At 64.5% G+C, this 21,273-nt stretch carries 20 protein-coding genes; 9 read left to right on the top strand and 11 right to left on the bottom strand.

The genetic code is table 11. The features are described 5' to 3' along the window. Nucleotides 1-25: 25 nt before the first annotated feature. The gene (gene leuS / locus AQZ50_RS15315) at nucleotides 26-2,548 is read right to left on the bottom strand and encodes a leucine--tRNA ligase (RefSeq protein WP_067747488.1); all 2,523 of its coding nucleotides are present in this window, start codon (nucleotides 2,546-2,548) and stop codon (nucleotides 26-28) included. 127 nt (nucleotides 2,549-2,675) lie between these two features. Beyond that, entirely contained in the window at nucleotides 2,676-3,188 is a 513-nt protein-coding gene (locus AQZ50_RS15310) for a DUF3576 domain-containing protein (protein ID WP_067747487.1), read from the bottom strand. Nucleotides 3,189-3,631: 443 nt separating this feature from the next. Here AQZ50_RS15310 and AQZ50_RS15305 point away from each other — a divergent pair, with 443 nt between their 5' ends. The 3 genes from AQZ50_RS15305 (at nucleotide 3,632) to AQZ50_RS15295 (ending at nucleotide 5,675) form a co-directional block, all read left to right on the top strand. Continuing rightward, entirely contained in the window at nucleotides 3,632-4,417 is a 786-nt protein-coding gene (locus AQZ50_RS15305; protein WP_231730329.1) for a hypothetical protein, read from the top strand. 215 nt (nucleotides 4,418-4,632) lie between these two features. Continuing rightward, the gene (gene phbB / locus AQZ50_RS15300; protein WP_067747486.1) at nucleotides 4,633-5,355 is read left to right on the top strand and encodes an acetoacetyl-CoA reductase; all 723 of its coding nucleotides are present in this window, start codon (nucleotides 4,633-4,635) and stop codon (nucleotides 5,353-5,355) included. Between the two features lie 47 nt (nucleotides 5,356-5,402). Then, entirely contained in the window at nucleotides 5,403-5,675 is a 273-nt protein-coding gene (locus AQZ50_RS15295) for a ribbon-helix-helix domain-containing protein (protein ID WP_067747485.1), read from the top strand. Nucleotides 5,676-5,690: 15 nt separating this feature from the next. Here AQZ50_RS15295 and murA read toward each other — a convergent pair whose 3' ends face one another. Beyond that, nucleotides 5,691-6,974 (bottom strand): UDP-N-acetylglucosamine 1-carboxyvinyltransferase, encoded by a 1,284-nt coding sequence (gene murA / locus AQZ50_RS15290; RefSeq protein WP_067747484.1) that lies wholly within the window; start codon nucleotides 6,972-6,974, stop codon nucleotides 5,691-5,693. Nucleotides 6,975-7,102: 128 nt separating this feature from the next. Between murA and galU the strand changes: the two genes are divergently transcribed. Beyond that, a complete protein-coding gene (gene galU / locus AQZ50_RS15285; protein ID WP_369801431.1) occupies nucleotides 7,103-7,984 on the top strand; it encodes a UTP--glucose-1-phosphate uridylyltransferase GalU in 882 nt (293 codons plus the stop codon). A gap of 9 nt (nucleotides 7,985-7,993) precedes the next feature. Here galU and AQZ50_RS15280 read toward each other — a convergent pair whose 3' ends face one another. Further along, on the bottom strand, nucleotides 7,994-9,532 hold the full coding sequence (locus AQZ50_RS15280) for an acyl-CoA synthetase (protein WP_067747482.1): 1,539 nt from the start codon (nucleotides 9,530-9,532) through the stop codon (nucleotides 7,994-7,996). 193 nt (nucleotides 9,533-9,725) lie between these two features. Between AQZ50_RS15280 and AQZ50_RS15275 the strand changes: the two genes are divergently transcribed. Both AQZ50_RS15275 and AQZ50_RS20545 read left to right on the top strand, forming a co-directional pair. Then, nucleotides 9,726-10,007: a helix-turn-helix domain-containing protein gene (locus tag AQZ50_RS15275; protein ID WP_231730328.1), complete on the top strand. Its 282-nt coding sequence runs from the start codon at nucleotides 9,726-9,728 to the stop codon at nucleotides 10,005-10,007. A 130-nt stretch (nucleotides 10,008-10,137) separates the two neighbouring features. Then, the gene (locus tag AQZ50_RS20545; protein ID WP_156427389.1) at nucleotides 10,138-10,704 is read left to right on the top strand and encodes a hypothetical protein; all 567 of its coding nucleotides are present in this window, start codon (nucleotides 10,138-10,140) and stop codon (nucleotides 10,702-10,704) included. A 167-nt stretch (nucleotides 10,705-10,871) separates the two neighbouring features. Here AQZ50_RS20545 and AQZ50_RS15270 read toward each other — a convergent pair whose 3' ends face one another. From AQZ50_RS15270 to AQZ50_RS15255, 4 genes are all read right to left on the bottom strand, one after another. After that, nucleotides 10,872-11,585: a M23 family metallopeptidase gene (locus AQZ50_RS15270; protein WP_067747566.1), complete on the bottom strand. Its 714-nt coding sequence runs from the start codon at nucleotides 11,583-11,585 to the stop codon at nucleotides 10,872-10,874. A gap of 148 nt (nucleotides 11,586-11,733) precedes the next feature. Next, nucleotides 11,734-12,534, bottom strand: coding sequence for a ferritin-like domain-containing protein (locus tag AQZ50_RS15265; RefSeq protein WP_067747480.1), 801 nt, complete (start codon nucleotides 12,532-12,534; stop codon nucleotides 11,734-11,736). Further along, nucleotides 12,534-13,001, bottom strand: a complete 468-nt coding sequence (locus AQZ50_RS15260; protein ID WP_067747478.1) for a peroxiredoxin — start codon at nucleotides 12,999-13,001, stop codon at nucleotides 12,534-12,536. The genes AQZ50_RS15265 and AQZ50_RS15260 overlap by 1 nt, the downstream gene beginning before the upstream one ends. Nucleotides 13,002-13,004: 3 nt before the next feature. After that, nucleotides 13,005-15,689 carry a bifunctional [glutamine synthetase] adenylyltransferase/[glutamine synthetase]-adenylyl-L-tyrosine phosphorylase gene (locus AQZ50_RS15255; protein WP_067747476.1) on the bottom strand — a complete coding sequence of 895 codons (2,685 nt, stop codon included), beginning with the start codon at nucleotides 15,687-15,689 and terminating at the stop codon, nucleotides 13,005-13,007. Nucleotides 15,690-15,809: 120 nt separating this feature from the next. On the opposite strand from AQZ50_RS15255, the gene AQZ50_RS15250 reads away from it, so the two are divergent. Genes AQZ50_RS15250 through wecC form a run of 3 tightly spaced genes read left to right on the top strand, consistent with a single transcriptional unit; the run spans nucleotide 15,810 to nucleotide 19,284 of the window. Beyond that, on the top strand, nucleotides 15,810-16,805 hold the full coding sequence (locus AQZ50_RS15250) for an agmatine deiminase family protein (protein ID WP_369801430.1): 996 nt from the start codon (nucleotides 15,810-15,812) through the stop codon (nucleotides 16,803-16,805). A gap of 51 nt (nucleotides 16,806-16,856) precedes the next feature. Further along, nucleotides 16,857-17,993, top strand: a complete 1,137-nt coding sequence (wecB, locus tag AQZ50_RS15245) for a non-hydrolyzing UDP-N-acetylglucosamine 2-epimerase (RefSeq protein WP_067747474.1) — start codon at nucleotides 16,857-16,859, stop codon at nucleotides 17,991-17,993. After that, nucleotides 17,983-19,284 (top strand): UDP-N-acetyl-D-mannosamine dehydrogenase, encoded by a 1,302-nt coding sequence (gene wecC, locus AQZ50_RS15240; protein WP_067747472.1) that lies wholly within the window; start codon nucleotides 17,983-17,985, stop codon nucleotides 19,282-19,284. Before wecB ends, wecC begins: the two co-directional genes overlap by 11 nt. Before the next feature lie 19 nt (nucleotides 19,285-19,303). Here wecC and AQZ50_RS15235 read toward each other — a convergent pair whose 3' ends face one another. The 3 genes from AQZ50_RS15235 to AQZ50_RS15225 are packed head-to-tail and all read right to left on the bottom strand — an operon-like array spanning nucleotide 19,304 to nucleotide 21,164. Then, nucleotides 19,304-20,242, bottom strand: a complete 939-nt coding sequence (locus tag AQZ50_RS15235; RefSeq protein WP_067747470.1) for a sterol desaturase family protein — start codon at nucleotides 20,240-20,242, stop codon at nucleotides 19,304-19,306. Beyond that, nucleotides 20,239-20,718, bottom strand: a complete 480-nt coding sequence (locus AQZ50_RS15230; protein WP_067747468.1) for a hypothetical protein — start codon at nucleotides 20,716-20,718, stop codon at nucleotides 20,239-20,241. The genes AQZ50_RS15235 and AQZ50_RS15230 overlap by 4 nt, the downstream gene beginning before the upstream one ends. Next, nucleotides 20,715-21,164, bottom strand: a complete 450-nt coding sequence (locus AQZ50_RS15225; protein ID WP_067747466.1) for a protein tyrosine phosphatase family protein — start codon at nucleotides 21,162-21,164, stop codon at nucleotides 20,715-20,717. Before AQZ50_RS15225 ends, AQZ50_RS15230 begins: the two co-directional genes overlap by 4 nt. Between the last annotated feature and the right edge of the window lie 109 nt (nucleotides 21,165-21,273).

Raw genomic sequence — 21,273 nt, 5'->3', positions numbered from 1 at the left:
TGCGGCGAGCCGCCACGGGCGCGCCTCAGGCGACAAGGTTCACCAGACGGTCAGGCACGACGATCACCTTTTTCACTTCCGCCCCATCGAGCGCGCGCTGCACTTTGTCCGAAGCAAGCGCCAGACGCTCGAGAACATCGCGCGGGGTGCCCTTGGCGACGATCAGCGTGTCGCGCAGCTTGCCTTTGACCTGCACTGCGACGGTGACTTCATCGTCGATCAAAAGCGCCGGATCGACGTCCGGCCAGGCGGCGTCGGAAATCAGCCCCCCTCCGACCCGAGTCCAGGCTTCCTCTGCCAGATGCGGCATCATCGGGGCGACCAGCAGCAGCAGCGAGCGGATCGCAGCGCTGCGATCGGTCGAAGGCGCTGCCTTTTCGATGGCGCCGGTCAGTTCATAGATTCGCGCGACGGCCTTGTTGAAGCCCAGCGCCCCGATGTCCGAGGCAACGGCATCGACGGTCTGGTGCGCCTTGCGTGCGATGGTCATGTCTTCGCCGGTCGCGGCGGGGTCATAGTGCGCAAACAGGCGCCACAGCCGCTGCACAAAGCGCGCGCAACCTTCGATGCCCGCCTCTGACCAGGGCAGGTCGCGTTCGGGCGGGCTGTCCGACAGCATGAACCAGCGGATCGCGTCCGCGCCGAAACGAGCGACAATCTCGTCGGGATCGACCACGTTCTTCTTGGACTTCGACATCTTGATGACGCGGCCGACCTCGACCGGGGCACCATCGGCACGCAAAGTCGCGCCATCGCCGCTGCGATCGACTTCGGCGGGGCTGAAAAAGATCGGCTGGCCGTTGTCGGGATTGCGCCGTTCGTAGGTCTCGTGCGTCACCATGCCTTGGGTAAACAGGCTGGCGAAGGGCTCGGTGATCTGGATCAGCCCGATATGAGCGAGCGCGCGCGTCCAGAACCGGGCATAGAGCAAGTGCAGGATCGCATGTTCGATGCCGCCGATATACTGTTCGACCGGAAGCCATTGCGCGATCACCGCGGGATCGAACGGACGGTCTGCCGGCTGGCTGGCAAAACGCAGGAAATACCAGGAGGAATCGACGAAGGTGTCGAGCGTGTCGGTTTCTCGCCGGGCGGGATGGCCGCATTGCGGGCACGCGACATGCTTCCACGTCGGATGGCGGTCGAGCGGGTTGCCCGGCACCGAAAAGTCCACATCGTCGGGCAGCGTCACCGGCAACTGCTTTTTCGGCACCGGGACCACGCCGCAGATTTCGCAATGCACAAACGGGATCGGCGTGCCCCAATAGCGTTGGCGCGAAACGCCCCAGTCGCGCAGGCGCCACACCGTCTTGCCCTGGCCCCAGCCTTCCGATTCCGAGCGGGCAATGACGGCGGCCTTTGCTTCGGCCACAGCCATGCCGTCGAGGAAGCCCGAATTGACCAGAATCCCGTCGCCGGCCTCGGCTTCGTCGCCAAATGGTGTGCCCGCCATATCGGCAGAGGCGGCGACCACCCGCAGGATCGGCAGGCCGTACTTGCGGGCAAAGTCAAAGTCGCGCTGGTCGTGGCCCGGCACGGCCATGATCGCGCCGGTGCCGTAATCCATCAACACGAAATTGGCGATATAGACCGGCAGATCTTCGCCGGTGAACGGATGGCGCGCGGTCAGGCCGGTGGCGAAACCGAGCTTTTCAGCGGTTTCAAGTTCGGCTGCCGTGGTCCCGCCCTTGCGGCAGAGCGCGATGAAATTCTGCGCTGCCGGTTGCGTTGCGGCGACGCCTTGCGCCACGGGATGATCGGCGGCAACGGCGACGAAGCTCGCGCCGAAAATCGTGTCGGGGCGGGTGGTATAGACTTCAAGCGCTTCGCCGTTCGACAAGTCGAAGCGGAATTGCAGCCCCTGGCTCTTGCCGATCCAGTTTTCCTGCATCACGCGGACTTTTTCGGGCCATTTGTCGAGCGCGCCCAATCCATTGAGCAGATCGTCGGCAAATGCGGTGATCTTGAGAAACCACTGGCTGAGCTTGCGCTTTTCGACCAGCGCGCCCGAGCGCCAGCCGCGCCCGTCGATCACTTGCTCGTTGGCCAGCACGGTCTGGTCGATCGGATCCCAGTTGACGGCCGATTCCTTGCGATAGACAAGGCCGGCGGCATAGAGATCGAGGAACAGTGCCTGTTCCTGACCGTAATATTCGGGCTCGCACGTGGCGAGTTCTCGGCTCCAGTCGAGTGCGAAGCCAAGCCGCTTCAATTGCGCCTTCATGTTGGCGATATTGTCGCGGGTCCAGCCGCCGGGGTGCACGCCCTTTTCCATCGCGGCGTTTTCCGCCGGCATGCCAAAGGCGTCCCAGCCCATCGGATGCAGGACTTCGAATCCCTTCATCCGCTTGAACCGCGCGAGCACGTCGCCCATCGTATAGTTGCGCACATGGCCGATGTGGATGCGCCCCGAAGGGTAGGGGAACATCTCCAGCACGTAGCTGCGCGGTTTGGGCGAAGCGTCGTCGGCGCGGAAAGTCTGGGCCTGGTCCCACGCCTTTTGCCAGCGGATGTCGGACGTGGCCGGATCGTAACGGTCTGCAGTCATGACAGCCCTCTACGCGAGACGCGACCCATCGCGCAACCGTAGTGCAGGCGTGCGAGCGGGGGCGTTACGCTTGATAAAAAGCCGGGTCGCGCCAAAACGCCGCGCGCCCCGGCGGAACCGGGAGCGCTTACCCGCGAATGGTGCGGCGGCGCAGGTCGCGGGCGCGGGTCAGGATGACGTCTTCGAGCTTCTGCACGGTGGCCGCTTCGACGGGCGCGTCGATCCACGCGCCGCCCTGCTGCAAGACCTGGCGGCTGGCGGCAACGCGTACGGCATCGGCACGCAGATCCTGATCGAGGATCGACACGGTCACTTTGACGCGTTCGCCGGGATTCTTCGGATTGGCATACCAGTCGGTGACGATGACGCCGCCGTTGCTGTCGGTCTGAAGCAACGGCATGAACGACAGCGTATCGAGCGTGGCGCGCCACAGATAGGCGTTGACACCGATCTGCGTGACTTTGCTCGGGGCAAGCGCGGCGGCTTCGCGCAGCTTTTTCTTGGACTTGGCAACGTGATGCGTGCAGGCGCCAAGCGAGACGACAAGCGCGCCGATGACCAACCCGCGAGCAGCGGTTGCAGCAAGGGAGCCCGGTGTCTTCGGGAAATTGGTCGTCTTGGGGCTGGCGCTCAACGTCACTGTCAATCCTGTCCTTGCTGGTGCGAGCCATGCGAGGGTAACGCAGGGCCGGCCACAAACCGAAACGGTCGACCGGCTGCCTGCCCTTTGCCATCTTGCGAGCGCGATGCACGCGATGACGGGGCAGGTTTCGGCCTGCACTGTTCCAGGCAAGGCCTCTAACACCCTGTCGCTACCGGCGGCAAGCGCATTGCGGTCGATTCAATCGACGAGTCCGGCGCGTGCGTATGTGGATTGGTTGCAACAGTCGCCCAGGAACCGTTGCCGCGACGGAAGGGGAGGGCTTTGATCACTGGAAACCGGCGGGCCATCGCTATATAGACCAGCAATAAGGTGTGGCGCGAACGGAGCGTCGGCGTCATAGAAGGTGACCGTTGGCCGAAAGGCTGATGCAGGTTGGCGAGTTGGCGCTTGTGCCTAGACCAAGGGATGGATTGAAAATCATGCGTGCGATCAGGGGCAAAAGCGCGAAAAGCGGCGGTCTGCGCCGGTTTCTGCGTGCGCCGGTGATCAGCGGCGTGTGCATCCTTGTCTCGGCGCTGGTTGCGCCGACGGTCGTCAATGCTTTTTCCAGCGGCACCGAATCGCTGCCGGTGCGTTTGTCCGCGCGCGGCGCGCTCGGTTCCTTTACGCCGGCGTCGGTCGATTCGCGTCTGGTGGCGCAAGTGTCGATTCGTGCGCTTTCCCATGGCAAGCTGTTTCGCTTTACCCCGGCCGGGATGGATAACCGCCCCGATCACGCGGTGACTGTGGCGGTGCGCCTGCCCGATGCGCGAGGGCACCTGATCGGCACGCATGCGGCTCAGGTCGAAACCGGCGCGAGCTTTGCTGCCATGCGGATTACGCCGGTGGCCTATAACCTCGGTTTGGCGCGCGGGTATCAGAGCTTTGCGTTGCCCGCGTCGAGCGCGGTTCATGACCTCGGGCACGATAATGCCGAAGTGCGCACCTATTCGCTGGCGCCGCAGCCCAGCGAATCGACGAGCCATTCGCCCCGGCTTGAGCCCAGCGTCGCATTTGACGAACGTGCATCCGTCGGGCGTGCGCCGCGCACTTTGGGTACGCAGAGCGATTACCAGGTCAATATGGGCGGCAGCTATCGCCTGATCGGCAATCTCGATGTCACGGCGGGCTTGCGCTACTCGTCGGATCGCGAACGTTTGCGTGCGCTGACGGACCATCGTCAGGACAGTCAGGCGCTCTATGTCGGGACGCAGTTCCGCTTCTGATCTGCGCGGGCCTCGTTGCCGCGCTCCCTGTCTGTCTGAAACTTGTTCCAATCGGTTTATGCCGCAGTTTTCTGCGCGTTTGACCTTGGCCAAAGGTCCAGCTGCCACCGTCGACAAATGACCTCTACGGTTCGGAGAAGCCTTGCCGCACGGATGCCATGATCGTACCAATGGCGTCCCGATGGGATGGGGATTTTTGCCGGAGAGGATCTGACATGACGCGTGTTGCAATTGTGACGGGTGGGACGCGGGGTATCGGTGAAGCGATCAGCATCGCGCTGCAGGCGCAAGGACGCCGGGTGATCGCCAATTATGCCGGCAACGAAGAAAAGGCCCGGGCTTTTTCCGAAGTCACGGGTATCCCCGCGGTGCGCTGGGACGTCGGCGATCATGAAGCGACGCTCGCTGCCGTGGCGAAGATTACCGAGCACTATGGGCCGGTCGATATCGTGGTCAACAATGCAGGGATTACCCGCGACGCGGTGCTGCACAGGATGAGCTACGAGGACTGGAATGAAGTCATGCGCATCAATTTGGGCGGCTGCTTCAATCTGGCGAAGGCAACTTTTCCCGGCATGCGCGAGCGTGGTTGGGGCCGGATCGTCAATATCGGCTCGATCAATGGGCAGGCCGGACAATATGGTCAGGTCAACTACGCTGCTGCAAAGTCGGGCATTCATGGCTTTACCAAGGCCTTGGCGCAGGAAGGCGCCAAATATGGGGTGACCGTCAACGCCATCGCGCCGGGCTATATCGATACCGACATGGTGGCCGCAGTCCCGGCGGCGGTGCTGGAAAAGATCGTTGCCAAGATCCCGGTCGGCCGGCTGGGGCAAGCCGACGAAATCGCGCGCGGCGTTGCCTTCCTCACCTCTGAAGACGGCGGTTTTGTCACCGGGTCGACGATGTCGATCAATGGCGGGCAGCACATGTACTGACAGGACCGGGCGGCAGGGGTTTTCCTGTCGCCCGCCCTTGGTGGCCGATGGCAGACATCTATCACCCCCCGGTCAAGCGCTCGGTTGAAATTGCCGGGCACAAGACGTCGATCAGCCTCGAACCTTTGTTCTGGGACTGGCTGCGGCGCGTTGCGGCCGCAGATGGCGTGCCGGTTAATGCGCTGGTCGCGCGAATCGACGCAGAACGCATCGCCGCTGCCACTCCGCCCGGTCTTGCCGGTGCGATCCGTCTGTGGCTGGCGGGACGGCTCCTGGCGCAGCCGCCCGGCCTACAGTCTGAAGGATCAATCCCTGAATGATCAGTCCCCGAATGATCAATCGTTGCCGACGCGTTCGACATCGGCACCGATGAGCGCCAGCTTTTCTTCGAGCCGTTCATAACCGCGATCGAGGTGATAGACGCGGTGGACGCTGGTTTCGCCCTCGGCGGCGAGGCCCGCGATGATCAGGCTCATCGAGGCGCGCAAGTCGGTCGCCATGACATCGGCGCCGACCAAGTGATCGACGCCGTGCACGATGGCGGTGCGTCCCTTGGTTTCGATGCGCGCGCCCATGCGGTTCAGTTCGGGCACGTGCATATAACGGTTTTCGAAGATCGTTTCGGTCAGCACCGACGACCCCTTGGCCATGCACAGCATCGCCATCAACTGCGCCTGCATGTCGGTGGCAAAGCCGGGATAGGGGGCGGTCGACAGTGTCACCGGGCGGATCGCGCCATTGGCCGCGACGTGCAGCCCGCCGCGTGTCTGTTCGACATGAATGCCCGCATCGGTCAGCGCCTGGACGGTCGCCGTCATATCCTCGATTCGTGCACCGGCCAGCAGGACATCGCCGCCGGTGATCGCCGCGGCACAAGCGTAAGAGCCGGCCTCGATACGGTCGGGCATGACCATGTATGTCGCGCCGTGGAGCCGCGACACGCCGTGGATGGTCAGGTGAGAGCTGCCGATGCCCTCGATTTCCGCGCCCATTGCCACCAGGAGGTTGCACAAGTCGACGATTTCCGGCTCGCGTGCGGCATTGTGCAGCGTGGATGTGCCGTTGGCGAGCACGGCGGCCATGACTGCGTTTTCGGTCGCGCCGACCGAGACCACCGGAAACGTGTAATGCCCGCCCGGCAGTCCGCCGTCGGGGGCATGGGCGCGGACGTAGCCGGCGGCGAGTTCGATCCGCGCGCCAAAAGCTTCGAGCGCTTTCAGGTGAAGGTCGATTGGGCGGTTGCCGATGGCGCAGCCACCGGGGAGCGAAACCGTCGCTTCGCCCGCGCGCGCCAGCATCGGCCCGAGGACGAGAATCGACGCGCGCATCTTGCGGACCAGATCATAGGGCGCGACGGTTGACGTCAGCCGCGTCGCCTGCAGCGTCATGACCCGCCCGAAATCCTCTGGCCGCGCCCCGGCGATCGAAGTCGAAATGCCAAACTGATTCAAGAGGTGCTGAAAACTGTCGATGTCTGCAAGGCGCGGCAGATTGCGCAGCGTCAGCGGCTCTTCGGTGAGCAACGCGCAAGGCAGCAGGGTGAGCGCCGCGTTCTTGGCCCCGGAGACGGGAACGGTACCGGAAAGCTTGCGCCCGCCACGAATGATGATCTTGTCCATCGCCGCGATTTACCGAGAATCTGCGGCGGCGCAATATCGGTTGCAAAAGATGGTTGCTTACGATTCTTCGTAACGCATAACAGCCCTGCAACAATTGCCGGGGTATTGGAACGGACATGACCAACGCGATGATCCGCAAGCCTATCCGCAAGGCCGTTTTTCCTGTCGCTGGGCTGGGTACGCGCTTCCTTCCGGCGACCAAGGCGATCCCCAAGGAAATGCTGCCGATTATCGACCGGCCATTGATCCAGTATGCCGTCGACGAGGCGCGCGAGGCGGGAATCGAGCAGCTTATTTTCGTAACCGGGCGCGGGAAAACGTCGATTGTCGAGCATTTCGACACCGCGTTCGAACTCGAAGCGACGATGGCCGGGCGCGGCAAGTCGCTCGACGTGCTCGATGCGACGCGAATCCAGCCGGGCAATCTGGTCACCGTGCGCCAGCAGGTGCCGCTGGGGCTGGGCCATGCGATCTGGTGCGCGCGCGCGATCGTCGGTGATGAACCTTTTGCGATCTTCCTGCCCGACGAACTGATGATCGGCACGCCCGGTTGCATGAAGCAGATGGTCGAGGCCTATAACGAAGTCGGCGGCAATCTCATTTCGGTGCTCGAAGTGCCCGAGGACGAAGTGTCGAGCTATGGCGTGATCAAGCCCGGCGCGAAGATTTCGCCGTCTCTGACCGAAGTGATCGGGCTGGTGGAAAAGCCTCGCCGCGAGGATGCGCCGTCAAACCTGATCATTTCGGGCCGCTATATCCTGCAACCCGAAGTCATGCGCACGCTGGAAGACCAGGGCAAGGGCGCGGGGGGCGAAATCCAGCTGACCGATGCCATGGCGCGCATGATCGGCACCCAGCCGTTTCATGCGGTGACATTTGCCGGTCGGCGCTATGACTGCGGCAGCAAGGCCGGCTTTGTCGAAGCCACGCTCGAACTCGCGCTGGCGCGTCCGGACATGGCCGACGACGTGCGCGTGCTGATCAGGCGACTGGCAGCCGAGATCGACTGAAGCGAGGTTTTATGCGCTTGCCGCGGCGATTGCCTTGTATTCGTCGCGCAGCAGCCGCTTGAACAGCTTGCCGGTCGGTTCGCGCGGCAGGTCGGGGCGAAAATCGATCTGGCGCGGCATTTTTACCCGGCTCAATTGCGGGGCGAGCCATTCTTTGAGCTCTTCGGCAAGCGCGGGGCCCGCTGTGCCGAAATTGACCGGCTGGACGATGGCGACGACACGTTCGCCCATGTCCGGATCGGGCGCGCCGATCACCGCGACATCGGCGACCTTGGGATGTGTCACGAGCAGATTTTCGATTTCCTGCGGATAGATGTTGACCCCGCCTGAAATGATCATGAAGCTCTTGCGGTCGGTAAGGTACAGATAGCCTTCGTCATCCTGCCGCCCGACATCGCCGAGGCTGGTCCAGCCGTGCTTGTTGGTGGCATCGCGAGTCTTGTCGGGATCGTTGTGATAGGTGAACGCGCTGCCGCCTTCGAAAAACACCTGGCCTTCGGTCCCGCGCGGCACTTCGTCGCCGTGTTCGTCGCAGATATGGATCACGCCGAGCAGCGCCCGCCCGACCGAGCCGGGGCGTTGCAGCCATTCTTCGCTGGAAATGAAGGTAAAGCCGTTGCCTTCGGTCCCGGCGTAATATTCGCGCAGGATCGGCCCCCACCATGCGATCATCGCCTGCTTGACCGGCACCGGGCAGGGCGCCGCCGCATGGATCGCGCAACGCAGGCTCGACAAGTCGTAGCGGTGTCGTACCGCCTCGTCGAGTTTCAACAGGCGCACGAAATGCGTCGGCACCCACTGGCTGGCGGTCACGCGATGGCGCTCGATCAATTGCAGCGCGAGTTCGGGGTCGAATTTTTCCATGCAGACCACCGTGCCGCCGAGCTTTTGCACGGTCAGCGACCAGCGCAGCGGCGCAGCATGATAGAGCGGGGCAGGGGACAGGTAGATCGTGTCTTCGTCCAGACCGAAGGCGCCGCGCGCCAGATCGAGCAGGCCATTGCCGCTGCCGATCGCCGGATCTTCGGGCAGGGGCACGCGCACGCCCTTGGGCTTGCCGGTGGTGCCCGAGGAATAGAGCATGTCGATCCCGGCGCGTTCGTCGGCGATCGGTTCGGCAGGCATGGCGGCCAGCGCGGCGGTCAGATCGTGTTCGCCCGTGCCGCCGAGGCGCAATTGGGCAAGCTCGGGCTCGATCTGCGCGACTGCATCGAACACATCGCCAAAAGCGCCGTTGCCGACCAGCAGGCGCGCGCCGCTGTCTTTGGCGATATAGGCGATTTCGGGCGCAGTCAGCCGGCACGAGACCGCGACATAGATCAGCCCGGCGCGTTGCGCGCCCCAGCACAAGGCAAAGAACACCGGATTGTTGTCAAAGCACAGCGCAATGGTGTCGCCGATCCGCAACCCGCGCGCGCGCAGCAACTGGGCAAAGCGGTTGCTGGCCGCATCGAGCTCGCCATAAGTGATGACCTCTCCGCTCGATCCCATGATCACCGCGGGCTTTTCCGGTTTCGTCCGGGCATGAACGCTGGGATGATAGTGCATGGCGGTCCTCTCGGGTTCACCCCGGCGCCGGCGGCCGGTGGTTCTGCCGTTTGCGGCAGGGTTGTTCCGAGTAGTTTAACTGACCGATTAAGGAATGCAACGGGAATTGGCGAGGCGGGCATGACTCTGTAAAGATGCAGCATGTCGATGCCATTGATGCGCTGACGGTCAGCGCATTCCAGAGGAACCGCCAATGGACATCACCCCCGTTCGCACCGATGCGGATCACCGGGCTGCCCTTCATGAGATCGAGCGCCTGTGGGATGCCAGGGAAGGGACTGACGATTTCAATCGTCTCGAAGTGCTCAGTACGCTCGTCGATGCCTATGAGGCGAAACGCTGGCCGATCGCCGATCTTGACCCGGTCGACACCATCAAGGCCGACATGGAATTGAACGGTCGCACACTGACCGACCTGACGCGCATTGTCGGCAAAAGTCGCGCAACCGAATCCTCAAGCGGCAGCGACCGCTGACACTCGCGATGATTCGCAAGCTGCACCGCTCATGGCACATTCCGACCGACCGGCTTGTCGGAGAATACGAACTCTCGGTCTGAATTGGGGGCTGGTCAGCGCTCGGCGAATGGAGGGCGCCGGCAAGCGCATGGCGAAGCGGATGACGGGTTGCGCCCAGTTGCGGTCATTCCTAATGCCGGTAAATTACGGCATCCGGATGTGGCTGGCAACGCGAGAGATAAGGGACGCAATGCTGAACGGATTAATTTTTTTGCTCGCCACCGTTGCGCTCGGTGCCAGCACCCTCACTGTTCAAGATAGCGACGTCGGTCGCGATGCACCGGACAGTGCGGCGACACGGGAAGAATGTGATGTATGGGTAGCTCTGGGGCGTCATAGTTATCATTGGGATCAAGTTGCCCCCAACAAGGAGCAATTTAAGATATTTTACAAAACTTCATCGAAGGGCGGTTATGTTAATCAATGCCCTTGGGCTTCTTACTCAATAAAACCACCTCCTATTTCATCGTACGAAGAACGTGGTCCATCTACGGGATTTTCGCGTCCAACTTTTAACGGAAACTTGGCAACGGTCTGGATAATCACTGCCATTCCGTGGGGGCAAGGTTGGGGTATGAATTCTGAACAATGCACACTTGAGAAGCGAAAAGTCAACTGGGTTGTGCGCGCTTGCGTAACGGGACCGATGAGTTGACCACTCTTTGAAAGTCCGCTCCCCACCACTTTCGGCCATTCGGATCGTCCACTCGCGCGCGGTGCAATCACCAAAAAAAGGGCGCCGTTGCCGGCGCCCTTTTCGTTTTGTCGCATCCTCTCCCAAATGCGACCCGGCCGATTTTCGGCCTGGATGGAAACTTGGGGTTATTCCTCGGGGCTCTGCGGTGCCGCGGTGACGGCGTTGCTGGCCAGCACGATGTTCGAATTGGCTTCGGCGACTTGCAGGTAAGGCACCGGGTTGACCGCTTCGCCGCCGATGCGCACTTCGTAATGCAGGTGTGCGCCGGTCGAACGGCCGGTCGAGCCGACATAGCCGATCACGTCGCCGCGATGCACATGCTGCCCTTCAGCAACGGCAATGCGCGACATGTGGCCATAGCGCGTTTCAAGATTGGCGCCGTGTTCGATTTCGACGCACAGGCCATAGCCGCCAAACCAGTCGGCGCGTCCGATCACGCCGTCTGCCGTGGCATGGATCGGGGTGCCGGTCGTGGCGGGCAGATCGACGCCCTTGTGCATGCGGAAACCACCCAGAACCGGGTGAACGCGCATGCCGAAATTGCTGCTCATCGAGCGGCTGCTGGTCACGGGGACGAGCATCGGGATCGACGCCGAACCCGTGTCGGCCATCGAGGTGCCCATGCCGGCATTCGGACGACCGGTGTCGAGCGCGCGCCAGTTGGCGAAAAGCTGACGGAATTCGGTATCGCCCGGGGCGGCCGTCGTGCCGGTGCGGCTCGCTTCAGCGGCGCGCAGCGGCGCGGTGATGTCGGCAGAAGCGGCGCTGCTGGCAAGAGCCGGCTGGGCGATGATGCCGGCGGCGATGGCCAGCGCGAAGGGAAGAAATCTGTTGAGCAGCATTGCGACCCGTGCGAACCCTTTTTTCGCGCCGTTACCGCGTTTGCGGCCCGTTACGCTCGGTCCGGATGATGCTTCGGGCGGGCCTTGCTGGCCTCACGCTCCGGCATCTCCGGTGTGGTCGCAGGCCTAGGGGTATGGGGCGCGGTCAGGCAACCCCTTCCATGAATTCATACGACAGACCGGCTGAACGACGCGCCGAGTCGTTGAACGGAGGCTTAACGGCCCCTCTGAAGTAACGCGTAACCAGGTATTTCCATTGAGCGGGCGGCGAATCCCCGCGTTCGGTGCAGATCGCGCTGAAATGGCTGGTGCCGAAACGGACGTGGCGAATTTCGTCGTCAAGGATTCGTTGCAGGATGCGCGCGGTACGCGTGTCGCCCGCCGCTTCGAACCGCTCGATGGTGACCGGCGTCACGTCGAGCCCGCGCGCTTCGAGCACCATCGGCACGACCGCCAGCCGCGCGGCGACATCATGCGCGGTTTCGCGCGCCGCATCCCACAGCCCGTCATGCGCGGGCATCGCGCCATAGTGACTGCCGAGCGTGACCAGCCGCCGCGCGAGCAGCGCGAAATGCATCGCTTCGTCGGCGGCCACGCCCAGCCAGTCGGAGACGAAGCGTGGCCCCCGTTCCCCGCCGAACCGCCCCGCCGCATCGAGCGCAAGATCGATCGCCACGAATTCGATGTGACACAGCGCATGGATCAGCGCGATCCGCCCGCGTTCCGACCCGCCGCGCCCGCGCTTGGGCATGGCATTGGGCGGCAGCAGCTCGGGAAGCGCCGGGCGGGCCGGCATGTCGGGCATGGCAATGTCGAACACCGGAGCAAGCCGCCCCGCCGCCCAGTCGCGCGCCACCTGCCGCGCGGCCATCGCTTTTGCGCGCGGGTCAGCTGTCAGGATCGCGGCCCGAACGGCGCGCGCAACACTCGTGCGCGGCTCGTCCATCAAAGTGCCTCGGCGGCGGCGAGCACTTCCTCGGCGTGTCCTTTGACTTTAACTTTGGGCCAGATGCGTGCGATGCGCCCGTCGGCACCGATCAGCAGCGTGGTCCGCTCCATGCCCATATAGCTGCGCCCGTACATCGATTTTTCGGTCCAGATGCCGAGCGCGTCGGACAGGCCGTCCGTTTCGGCATCGCTGGCCAAAGGCGCGGCCAGGCCATGTTTGTCGATGAACCGCTGGTGTCTTTGCGGCGTGTCCTTGCTGATCCCCAACAGCGCGGTTCCGGCGGCGGCAAAGCGAGCGGAAAGCTTGGAAAAGTCCTTGTTTTCCGTGGTGCAGCCGGGCGTGTCGTCTTTGGGGTAGAAAAACAGCACGAACTTTTTCCCCGCGAAATCGGACGGGCGCACGCTTTCGCCGTCGGGGGTGGTCAGCGCGATGTCGGGCAGGCTTTCGCCAAGGGCAAGCGTCATGCGTCAGGTCTCCAGCGGTTCGCCAAATGTGGTCTGCCACGCGGCGGCAATCGTGGTCTTTGCGGCGGCAATGGCGGCGATCATGCTGTCCCAATCCGCTTTGCCGCACGCTTGCGCGACAATGCCACGGCTGGCCTCGGGTGGGAATGCACCATCGGGGGCAACCAGCCGCACCACCACCAGCAACCGCGTGAGCAGATCGTGGCTGTCGCGCATCGCATGGGGCACGAAGCCCGCTTCGGCAAGCTCGGAAATCGCCAGGCCGAGATCGGGATCGAATGCGGTCCGTTCGCGCAATTGCAGATAATGGACGATGAATTCGGCATCGACCAGTCCGCCGCGCGCCAGCTTTACATCGAGCGGTCCTTTGGGCGGTTTGTGCCGCGCCATGTCGCCGCGCATCTTGAGCACGTCGGCGCGCAGGATTTGTGCATCGCGCGGCATGGTCAACACGTCGTCGATGATGGCCGCGAGCGCGGCGCGGTCTTGCGCGCTGCCATGGATTGCGCGCGCGCGGCACAGCGCCATGTGTTCCCAGGTCCACGCCTCTTCGCGTTGATAGCGGGCAAAGCTGTCGAGGCTGACTGCGATGGGCCCCTGCGTGCCCGACGGGCGCAGCCGCGTATCGACTTCATAGAGCGCGCCGGCGGCAGTCGGGGCGGACAGCGCGACCACCACGCGCTGGCTCAGCCGGGTATAATAGAGCGTGCCCCCCAACGGGCGGGCGCCGTCCGATTCCTGCGCGAAATCGCCGCTGAACAGGAACACGAGGTCAAGGTCCGAGGCATGGGTCAGCGCCCCGCCGCCAAGCCGCCCGAGCCCGAGGATCACCAGCCGGCTGTCGGGCACGCGCCCGTGGACCAGGGCAAATTCGGCCTCGGTCGCCGCTGCGAGCACGGCAATCGTCGCCTCGGCCACGCGCGACAGCGCGGCGGCGATGGCGAGCGGGTCATGCGCCTGTTCGATCAGTTGCACGCCCAGCGCAAAACGCATTTCGCCCACCCGGCGACGCACCGCATCGAGCAGGCACTGGTAATCATCGCCCTTTTCAGAGCGGGCAAGCCGCGCGGCGATCGTCGCGACATCGCCCGGCAAATCAAACGCGGTCATGTCGATCAGCGCGTCGAGCAAGTCGGCGCGCCGGGCCAGGTGGTCGGCCAAAGTCGGCGCATGGGCGAGCACGCGCATGACCACGTCGAACAGCGCCGGGCGCGCTTCGAGCAGGCGGAACACATTGATCGCCGAGGGCAGCCGCTCGATCAACTGTTCCCAGCGCAGCAAGGCGCGCGTCTGATCGGGCGCGGCGGCCAGCGCGCGCAGCAAGGGGCCGCGGATGCGGGCAAACGCCTCGCGCGCGGCTTCGCTGCGCAGCGCGCGAAATTTGCCGTTGCCCCAGCTTTCGATGCGCCCGGCCAGCGCCTCGGGCTCGGCAAAGCCCAGCGCGTCAAGGTCGCGCGCCAGCGGTTGGTCGGTCACGGCGATGGCCCCGCGCGGCGCCCATGCGGCGATCAGCGCGTCGAACCGGCTGCCGACCTGTTCCGAAATCGTCGCCAGCTCGGCCACCAGCGCGGCGCCGTCGCTCAGCCCGTCGAGCCGGGCGACATTGTCGAGCGCCTGGGGGTCGGTAGGCAGGCTGTGCGTCTGCTGATCGCCGACCATCTGCAGGCGGTGTTCGAGCGTGCGCAGCCGGTCGTAGGATTCGCCCAGTATGCGGGCATCGTGCGCGGCGATGATCCCGGCGTCGGCCAGCGCATCGAGCGAGGCGCGCGTCCCGCGCAGGCGCAACGCCGGGTTACGCCCGCCGTGGATCAACTGATGCGTCTGGGCAAAGAATTCGACTTCGCGAATGCCGCCGCGCCCGCGTTTCAGGTCATAGCCGGGGCCGACCGCCTGGCCCCCGGCATAGTGATCGCGGATGCGCGTGGTCAGTCGGCCGATTTCGGCAATCGCCCCGAAATCGAGGCTGCGGCGCCATACGAAGGGCCGGATCGTGTCGAGAAACGCCTGTCCCCGCGCGATGTCGCCCGAAGCGGCGCGGGCACGGATAAAGGCGGCGCGTTCCCAGGCGAGCGCGCTCGATTCGTAATGCGTGATCGCCGCTGCAAACGACAGCGCCAGCGGGGTCACTTCGGCTTGCGGCCGCAGGCGCAGGTCGACGCGGAAGACATAGCCCTCGGCAGTCATCGTCGAGAGCAGCTCGACTACCCGGCGCGCGACCATCTGCGCCGCTTCGGCCGGATCGTCGCGCTCTTTCCGGGGCAGAACTTCGGGATCGAACAGCAGGATCGGGTCGATGTCCGACGAATAGTTCAGCTCTTGCGCGCCATGCTTGCCCAGCGCGATCCCCGAAAAGCCGATCGATTCTGCATCGGGGACACGGCGGCGGATCGCGGCGGCGATCGCCGCAGAGAGCGCGCGATCGGCAAAATCGGACAGCGTGCCGACCACCTGACCGAGATCGAAAACCCCGGCCAGATCGGCAATCGCGACGACCAGGCTCAAGCCCAGCCGTTCGCGGCGCAGCGCCACGCCGACATCGTCGCTGCCATCGCCCGCCGTTCGCGCGAGCGCTTCGTCAAGCCGCCCCGCGCCGAGCAGTTCGCCCAGATCCGCCCGCCGGTCGAGCGCGCGCGCCAGAAACGGGGCGTGGGCACGCGCGCGGTGCAGGGCATCGGTCCAGTCGGTCATCGCCTCTCACTGCGCTCTGGTGGCGGCGTGTTCAAGTGGTGCAATGATTGCCGGGCATGGCGTATCGGGCAAAAACCGACTACCGGCGGGGCACGTTTCAACCGCCACGCGAAAGGCCGCATGATGACGATACCGGGCGCAGGACGCATGCCCCCCGAATGGCACGCGCAGGATCTGCTGTGGATCGGTTTTCCGCATATTGCCGACGAATGGGGCGGGGTGATCGATCGCGCGCAGGAACAGATCGCCGCCTTTGCCAATGCCGTCGCCGACAGCGGGCAAGAGGTGCGGCTGATCGTGCGCGATGCGGCCAATGCGGCGCGCGCGCGCAGTCTGGTGGCTGCGAGTGTCGTGCTGGAAACCCGCGTCTATGGCGATGTCTGGCTGCGCGATACCGGGCCGCTGGTGGTCCATGATGGCGCGGGCGCACGGGCCGCGCGGCTGTTCGGCTTCAACGGCTGGGGCGGGAAATACCTGATGCCGGGGGATCAGGCAATCGGCGCCGATCTTGCCGCGAGTGTCGGTTTGGCGGCGACGCGCGCCGACTGGGTGCTCGAAGGCGGGGCGCTCGATGGCGATGGCACCGGGCTGGTCGCGACGACCGAACAGTGCCTGCTCAATCCCAATCGCAATCCGCATCTGGCGCGCGCCGATCTCGAAATGCGGCTGGCGCGCGATCTCGGCTTTGACCGGGTGCTGTGGCTGGGCGAGGGGTTGATCAACGATCACACCGATGGCCATGTCGACAATCTGGCCCGGTTTGTCGCGGCCAATCGGCTGGCGCTGCCGCGCGCGACCGGGGCGGACGATCCCAACGCCGCGATCTATGCCGATGCCGCCGCGCGGGCGCGCGCTTTCGGCGTCGAAGTGGTCGAAGTGCCCTCGCCCGGGCGGATCGAATGGGACGGGCACATTCAGCCGGCAAGCTATATGAACTTTGTCGTGACGACCCATGCGGTGATCGTGCCGATTTTCGGATCGCCCCATGATGTCGACGGGGTTGCGGCGATTGCGGCGCTGTTTCCGGGGTGCGAGACGGTCGGGATCATGGCCGATGCGGTTTTGGCAGGCGGGGGCGGCTTTCATTGTTCCAGCCAGCAATTGCCGAGCGCGTGATTTCCGCCGGATTTATCCGGGTATTAACCTTGGGGGGCTAGGGCGTTCGGCATGACTGACAGCCCAGCTCGCCAGACCGTTCTTGTCGTTTTCGGTACGCGCCCGGAAGCGATCAAGATGTTTCCGGTGGTTCATGCCTTGCGGGCCGATCCGCGCTTTCGCGTCCGCGTATGCATTTCGGCGCAACATCGCGGGATGCTCGATCAGGTCATGGCCATCGCCGGGATCACCGCCGACCATGATCTCGACCTGATGCGCCCGGATCAGACGCTCGATGCGCTGACTGCCGCGCTCCTGACCGGGCTGGGGCAGGTGATGGACGCGGAAAAGCCCGACTGGGTCGTGGTGCAGGGCGATACCGCGACCGCGATGGCGGGGGCCTTGGCCGCCTATTACCGCAAGATTCGCGTGGCGCATGTCGAGGCGGGGCTGCGCAGCCACAATATCTATCACCCCTGGCCCGAAGAGGTGAACCGCAAGATCATCGGCACGATCGCCGCGCTGCATTGCGCGCCGACCGAGACCGCCGCCGAGGCCTTGCGCGCAGAAAATGTCGCGCCAGAAACGATCCATGTCACCGGAAACACGGTGATCGACGCGCTGCAATGGGTGACGCGACGGATCGCGGACGAACCGGCGCTGGCTGCGGGATTGGGCGAACTCGAGGCGCGCTTTGCCGGGCGGCGGATCATCGGCGTGACCAGCCATCGGCGCGAAAATTTCGGCGGCGGGCTGGAAGCGATTGCGCGCGCCATCCGCACGATTGCGCAGCGGCCCGACGTCGCGCTGATCTTTCCCGTTCATCCCAATCCCAACGTGCGGCGGGTGATGGAGGCGGAATTGGCGGGGCTCGACAATGTCGCGCTGATCGAACCGCTTGATTATCCGCATTTTGCGCGTCTGCTGGCGATTTGCGAGATCATGCTGACCGACAGCGGCGGGGTGCAGGAAGAGGCGCCGGCGCTGGGCAAGCCGGTGCTGGTCATGCGCGAAACGACCGAGCGCCCCGAAGGCATCGCTGCCGGGACCGCGCGGCTGGTCGGCACTGATCCGGCGCGCATCGTTACCGAAATTTTCACGCTGCTGGACGATAAAGAGGCCTACGGCGCAATGGCGCGCGCACACAATCCGTTTGGCGACGGCAAGTCCGCGTCGCGCATCATGGAGCTACTTGCCAATGCAGGGTGATTCAAAGCCGCAGGTCTGTGTCGTGGGCCTGGGCTATATCGGCCTCCCCACGGCCGCGATTGTCGCCCGCGCCGGTTGCCCGGTGCTCGGGCTCGATGTGACGCAAAGCGTGGTCGACACGATCAACCGGGGCGAGATCCATATCGAGGAAGTCGATCTCGACGGGCTGGTCCGCGGTGTGGTGCAGCGCGGCCTGCTGCGCGCATCGACCGTGATCGAGCCTGCCGATGTCTTTGTCATCGCCGTGCCGACGCCGTTTGCCAAGGACGGGCATCATACGCCCGACGTGTCCTATGTCATGGCGGCCGCGACCGAAGTCGCCGCCGCGCTCAAGTCGGGCGATACGGTCATTCTCGAATCGACCTCGCCCGTCGGCACGACCGAAGCGATGCGCGATCTGATGGCCGGCCTGCGCCCCGATCTGAAATTTCCCGGTGTGACGCGCGAAACGCCTGATGTCGCGATCGCCTATTGCCCCGAACGCGTCCTGCCGGGCCGGATTCTCGAAGAACTGGCCAACAACGACCGCTCGATCGGCGGGATCACGCCGCGTTGCGCGCGCAAGGCCCTGGCCTTCTACAAACGGTTCGTGCGCGGCGCCTGTGTGACCACCGACGCGCGCTCGGCTGAAATGACCAAGCTGGTTGAAAACGCCTATCGCGACGTCAATATCGCCTTTGCCAACGAACTGTCGATGGTTGCCGATCGCATGGGGCTCGACGTGTGGGAAGTGATCCGGCTGGCCAACCGCCACCCGCGCGTCAACATCCTGCAGCCGGGGCCGGGCGTTGGCGGGCACTGCATCGCGGTCGATCCGTGGTTCATCGTCCATGGAGCGCCCGAGGATACCGCGCTGATCCGTACCGCGCGACAGGTCAACGATGCCAAGATGCACCATGTCATCGAACGCTCGGTGGCGCTGATCGAGGCGCATCCGGCGGCGCGAATCGCCTGCCTCGGCCTCGCGTTCAAAGCCAATATCGACGATTTCCGCGAAAGCCCGGCGCGCTTCGTCGCGGCGCGGATCGCCCGCCGCTATGGCGCGCGGGTGGACATTGTCGAGCCTTATGCCGCCGCGCTGCCGGTCGAATTCAACGATACCGGCGCGAGCCTGATCGACATCGATACCGCGCTCGAAACATGCGATGTGCTGATCGTTCTGGTCGATCACGACGTGTTTCGCGTCGTCCCCCTGGCCGAACGGCAGGGCAAGGCGGTCTATGACACGCGCGGCATCTGGCCCGATCAGCCCGAACCCGACGCCGCGAACGGTTTGCGGCTGGTCGGCTGAACCGTTCGGGCGGTCCGGTTCAAGTGTGGATGTCGTCGCCGTGAGCGGCGCGCCAGCGTTCGCGGATCATGTCCGACGTCTCGCGGCTGCCGTCATGGCTCCAGCCGGGCGCGCGCAACAGATAGCCGAGCTTGGCGGAAAACGGCGCGCGCCACAGATCGCGCCCGATCGCGCGCCATTCGTGGAACGCCACTGTCGTCAGCGAAAAGGTGCCGAGCTGATGGACGATGCCATAGCGCACCGGATCATCATCGCGTTCGGGCGCAAAGCTCTTGAACAGGCGGTCCCAGACGATGAACACCCCGGCATAGTTGCGATCGAGATAGCGCGGATTGGTGGCGTGATGAACGCGGTGGTGCGATGGCGTGTTCATCACCGCTTCGATCCAGCGCGGCATGCGCCCGACCGCCTCGGTATGGACCCAGAACTGATAGACGAGATTGATCCCGCCCACGGTCAGCAGCATGCCCGGCGCAAAGCCGACGAAGGCCGGCCAGATGCGAAAGGCGAACGACAGCGCCGGAAACCCGGTCCAGGTCTGGCGCAGCGCGGTCGACAGGTTGTAATGCTGGCTTGAATGATGGTTGACGTGGCTCGCCCAGAACCAGCGGACGCGATGCGCGGCGCGATGGAACCAGTAATAGTTGAAATCGTCGAGTACAAAGATCGCGATCCAGCTCCACCACGCGACCGGCACGGTCGCAACGCGATGGGCATAGAGCCAGCCTGCCGCTAGCGCGATCACGCCTGCGACCAGCGTGCCGATCACCGTGCTGCCCAGCCCCATCAGCAGCGATGTCAGCGTGTCGGCGGGTTCGTAGGCGCCGGGCGCATGGCGCGCCGCCCAGACCATTTCGACAACGATCGCAGCCACGAAAAACGGCACGGCAAAGGGCACGACATCGAGCCCCGACACGGCGGCCTGGCGGGCGAGATCGGCGAGCGCGGGCAGGGTCATGCCGCATGTTCCTGATCGGCGTGCAACCGGCGCAGGCTGGCGGCCCAGATCTGCGCCTGCTCGCCAAGGTCGAGCGTCAAGGGGCCGAATCGGGGATCGCCGGTTTCGAGCGTCAGTGTGTGACGGTCGAGGCGGATCCCTTCGTGCGAGGTCACTTCACGGCCGACGAATCGCGCGCCGTGGCGGCGGATCAGCAGGACGCGGCCTTCGCCATTGCGGACCAGCGCGCCGATTCGGGCGCGGTCGAGCGTGACTTCGCGGGCATCGAACCCGGCAATCGCCGCCTCGGCCAGGCGAATGGCATGGTCGGCATCGATCAGGCGCACATCACCGCCGAGCCGCATCGCGCGCGCAAGCCCATAGAGCCCCAGCACCATGACCAGCGAGACCAGTGTCTCAGCAGTCAGCACCAGCCATGGCTCTGTATCCGGGCGGGCGATCAGCGTGGTGATCGTTTCGGCGAGTTTGCCGCTCATGCCTTCTCGGTATTCCCCTGGGTCGCCGCCAGCATGTCGATCTGGGCGCGGATCGGCGCTATGTCATAGCCGGCGCCTGCGGCCTGTTCGGCGATCTGTGCCGGGGCCAGCCCGGCGCGCGCCATGGTCAGCGCCCAGAGCAGCGTCGATCGCGTGCCCGAACGGCAATAGGCGAGTACCGGGGCGTCGCCGGCCTGCTTGAGCGCGGCGTCGAAGGCTTCGACCTGATTCAGCGAAAATCCGGCATGCGTGACCGGAATGACGACATAGGCGATGCCCGCTTGCGCGGCGGCGGCGGCGATCGTCTCGCCCGGCGTCTGGTCGGCGGATTCGCCTTCGGGGCGGTTGTTGATGATCAGGCCCACGCCCAGCGTCTTGGCGGCAGCGACATCTTCGACATCGATCTGCGGGCTGACGAAAAGGTGGTCGTGGATGGTGCGAAACATGATGGCGTCTCTTCCTTGCGCGCTATGGGCAAACGCTGTTCGCACAGCGCCTAGTGGATTGTTTTTGACATTTGCATCCCGCCATCCGGATAGCACGGTCGCAAATGTC

Source organism: Novosphingobium sp. Fuku2-ISO-50 (genome assembly GCF_001519055.1).
GTDB lineage: Bacteria > Pseudomonadota > Alphaproteobacteria > Sphingomonadales > Sphingomonadaceae > Novosphingobium.
This window is presented reverse-complemented; position numbering and strand designations above follow the sequence as displayed.

Coding starts and splice junctions, on each gene's coding strand:
- AQZ50_RS15230 (WP_067747468.1), bottom strand. CDS start 20,718: ATGAGCGGCAAACTCGCCGAAACGATCACCACGCTGATCGCCCGCCCG.
- AQZ50_RS15255 (WP_067747476.1), bottom strand. CDS start 15,689: ATGACCGACTGGACCGATGCCCTGCACCGCGCGCGTGCCCACGCCCCG.
- AQZ50_RS15235 (WP_067747470.1), bottom strand. CDS start 20,242: ATGACCCTGCCCGCGCTCGCCGATCTCGCCCGCCAGGCCGCCGTGTCG.
- AQZ50_RS20545 (WP_156427389.1), top strand. CDS start 10,138: ATGGCGAAGCGGATGACGGGTTGCGCCCAGTTGCGGTCATTCCTAATG.
- murA (WP_067747484.1), bottom strand. CDS start 6,974: ATGGACAAGATCATCATTCGTGGCGGGCGCAAGCTTTCCGGTACCGTT.
- wecC (WP_067747472.1), top strand. CDS start 17,983: ATGCAGGGTGATTCAAAGCCGCAGGTCTGTGTCGTGGGCCTGGGCTAT.
- AQZ50_RS15275 (WP_231730328.1), top strand. CDS start 9,726: ATGGACATCACCCCCGTTCGCACCGATGCGGATCACCGGGCTGCCCTT.
- leuS (WP_067747488.1), bottom strand. CDS start 2,548: ATGACTGCAGACCGTTACGATCCGGCCACGTCCGACATCCGCTGGCAA.
- phbB (WP_067747486.1), top strand. CDS start 4,633: ATGACGCGTGTTGCAATTGTGACGGGTGGGACGCGGGGTATCGGTGAA.
- AQZ50_RS15305 (WP_231730329.1), top strand. CDS start 3,632: ATGCGTGCGATCAGGGGCAAAAGCGCGAAAAGCGGCGGTCTGCGCCGG.
- AQZ50_RS15225 (WP_067747466.1), bottom strand. CDS start 21,164: ATGTTTCGCACCATCCACGACCACCTTTTCGTCAGCCCGCAGATCGAT.
- galU (WP_369801431.1), top strand. CDS start 7,103: ATGATCCGCAAGCCTATCCGCAAGGCCGTTTTTCCTGTCGCTGGGCTG.
- AQZ50_RS15295 (WP_067747485.1), top strand. CDS start 5,403: ATGGCAGACATCTATCACCCCCCGGTCAAGCGCTCGGTTGAAATTGCC.
- AQZ50_RS15265 (WP_067747480.1), bottom strand. CDS start 12,534: ATGGACGAGCCGCGCACGAGTGTTGCGCGCGCCGTTCGGGCCGCGATC.
- AQZ50_RS15280 (WP_067747482.1), bottom strand. CDS start 9,532: ATGCACTATCATCCCAGCGTTCATGCCCGGACGAAACCGGAAAAGCCC.
- wecB (WP_067747474.1), top strand. CDS start 16,857: ATGACTGACAGCCCAGCTCGCCAGACCGTTCTTGTCGTTTTCGGTACG.
- AQZ50_RS15250 (WP_369801430.1), top strand. CDS start 15,810: ATGATGACGATACCGGGCGCAGGACGCATGCCCCCCGAATGGCACGCG.
- AQZ50_RS15260 (WP_067747478.1), bottom strand. CDS start 13,001: ATGACGCTTGCCCTTGGCGAAAGCCTGCCCGACATCGCGCTGACCACC.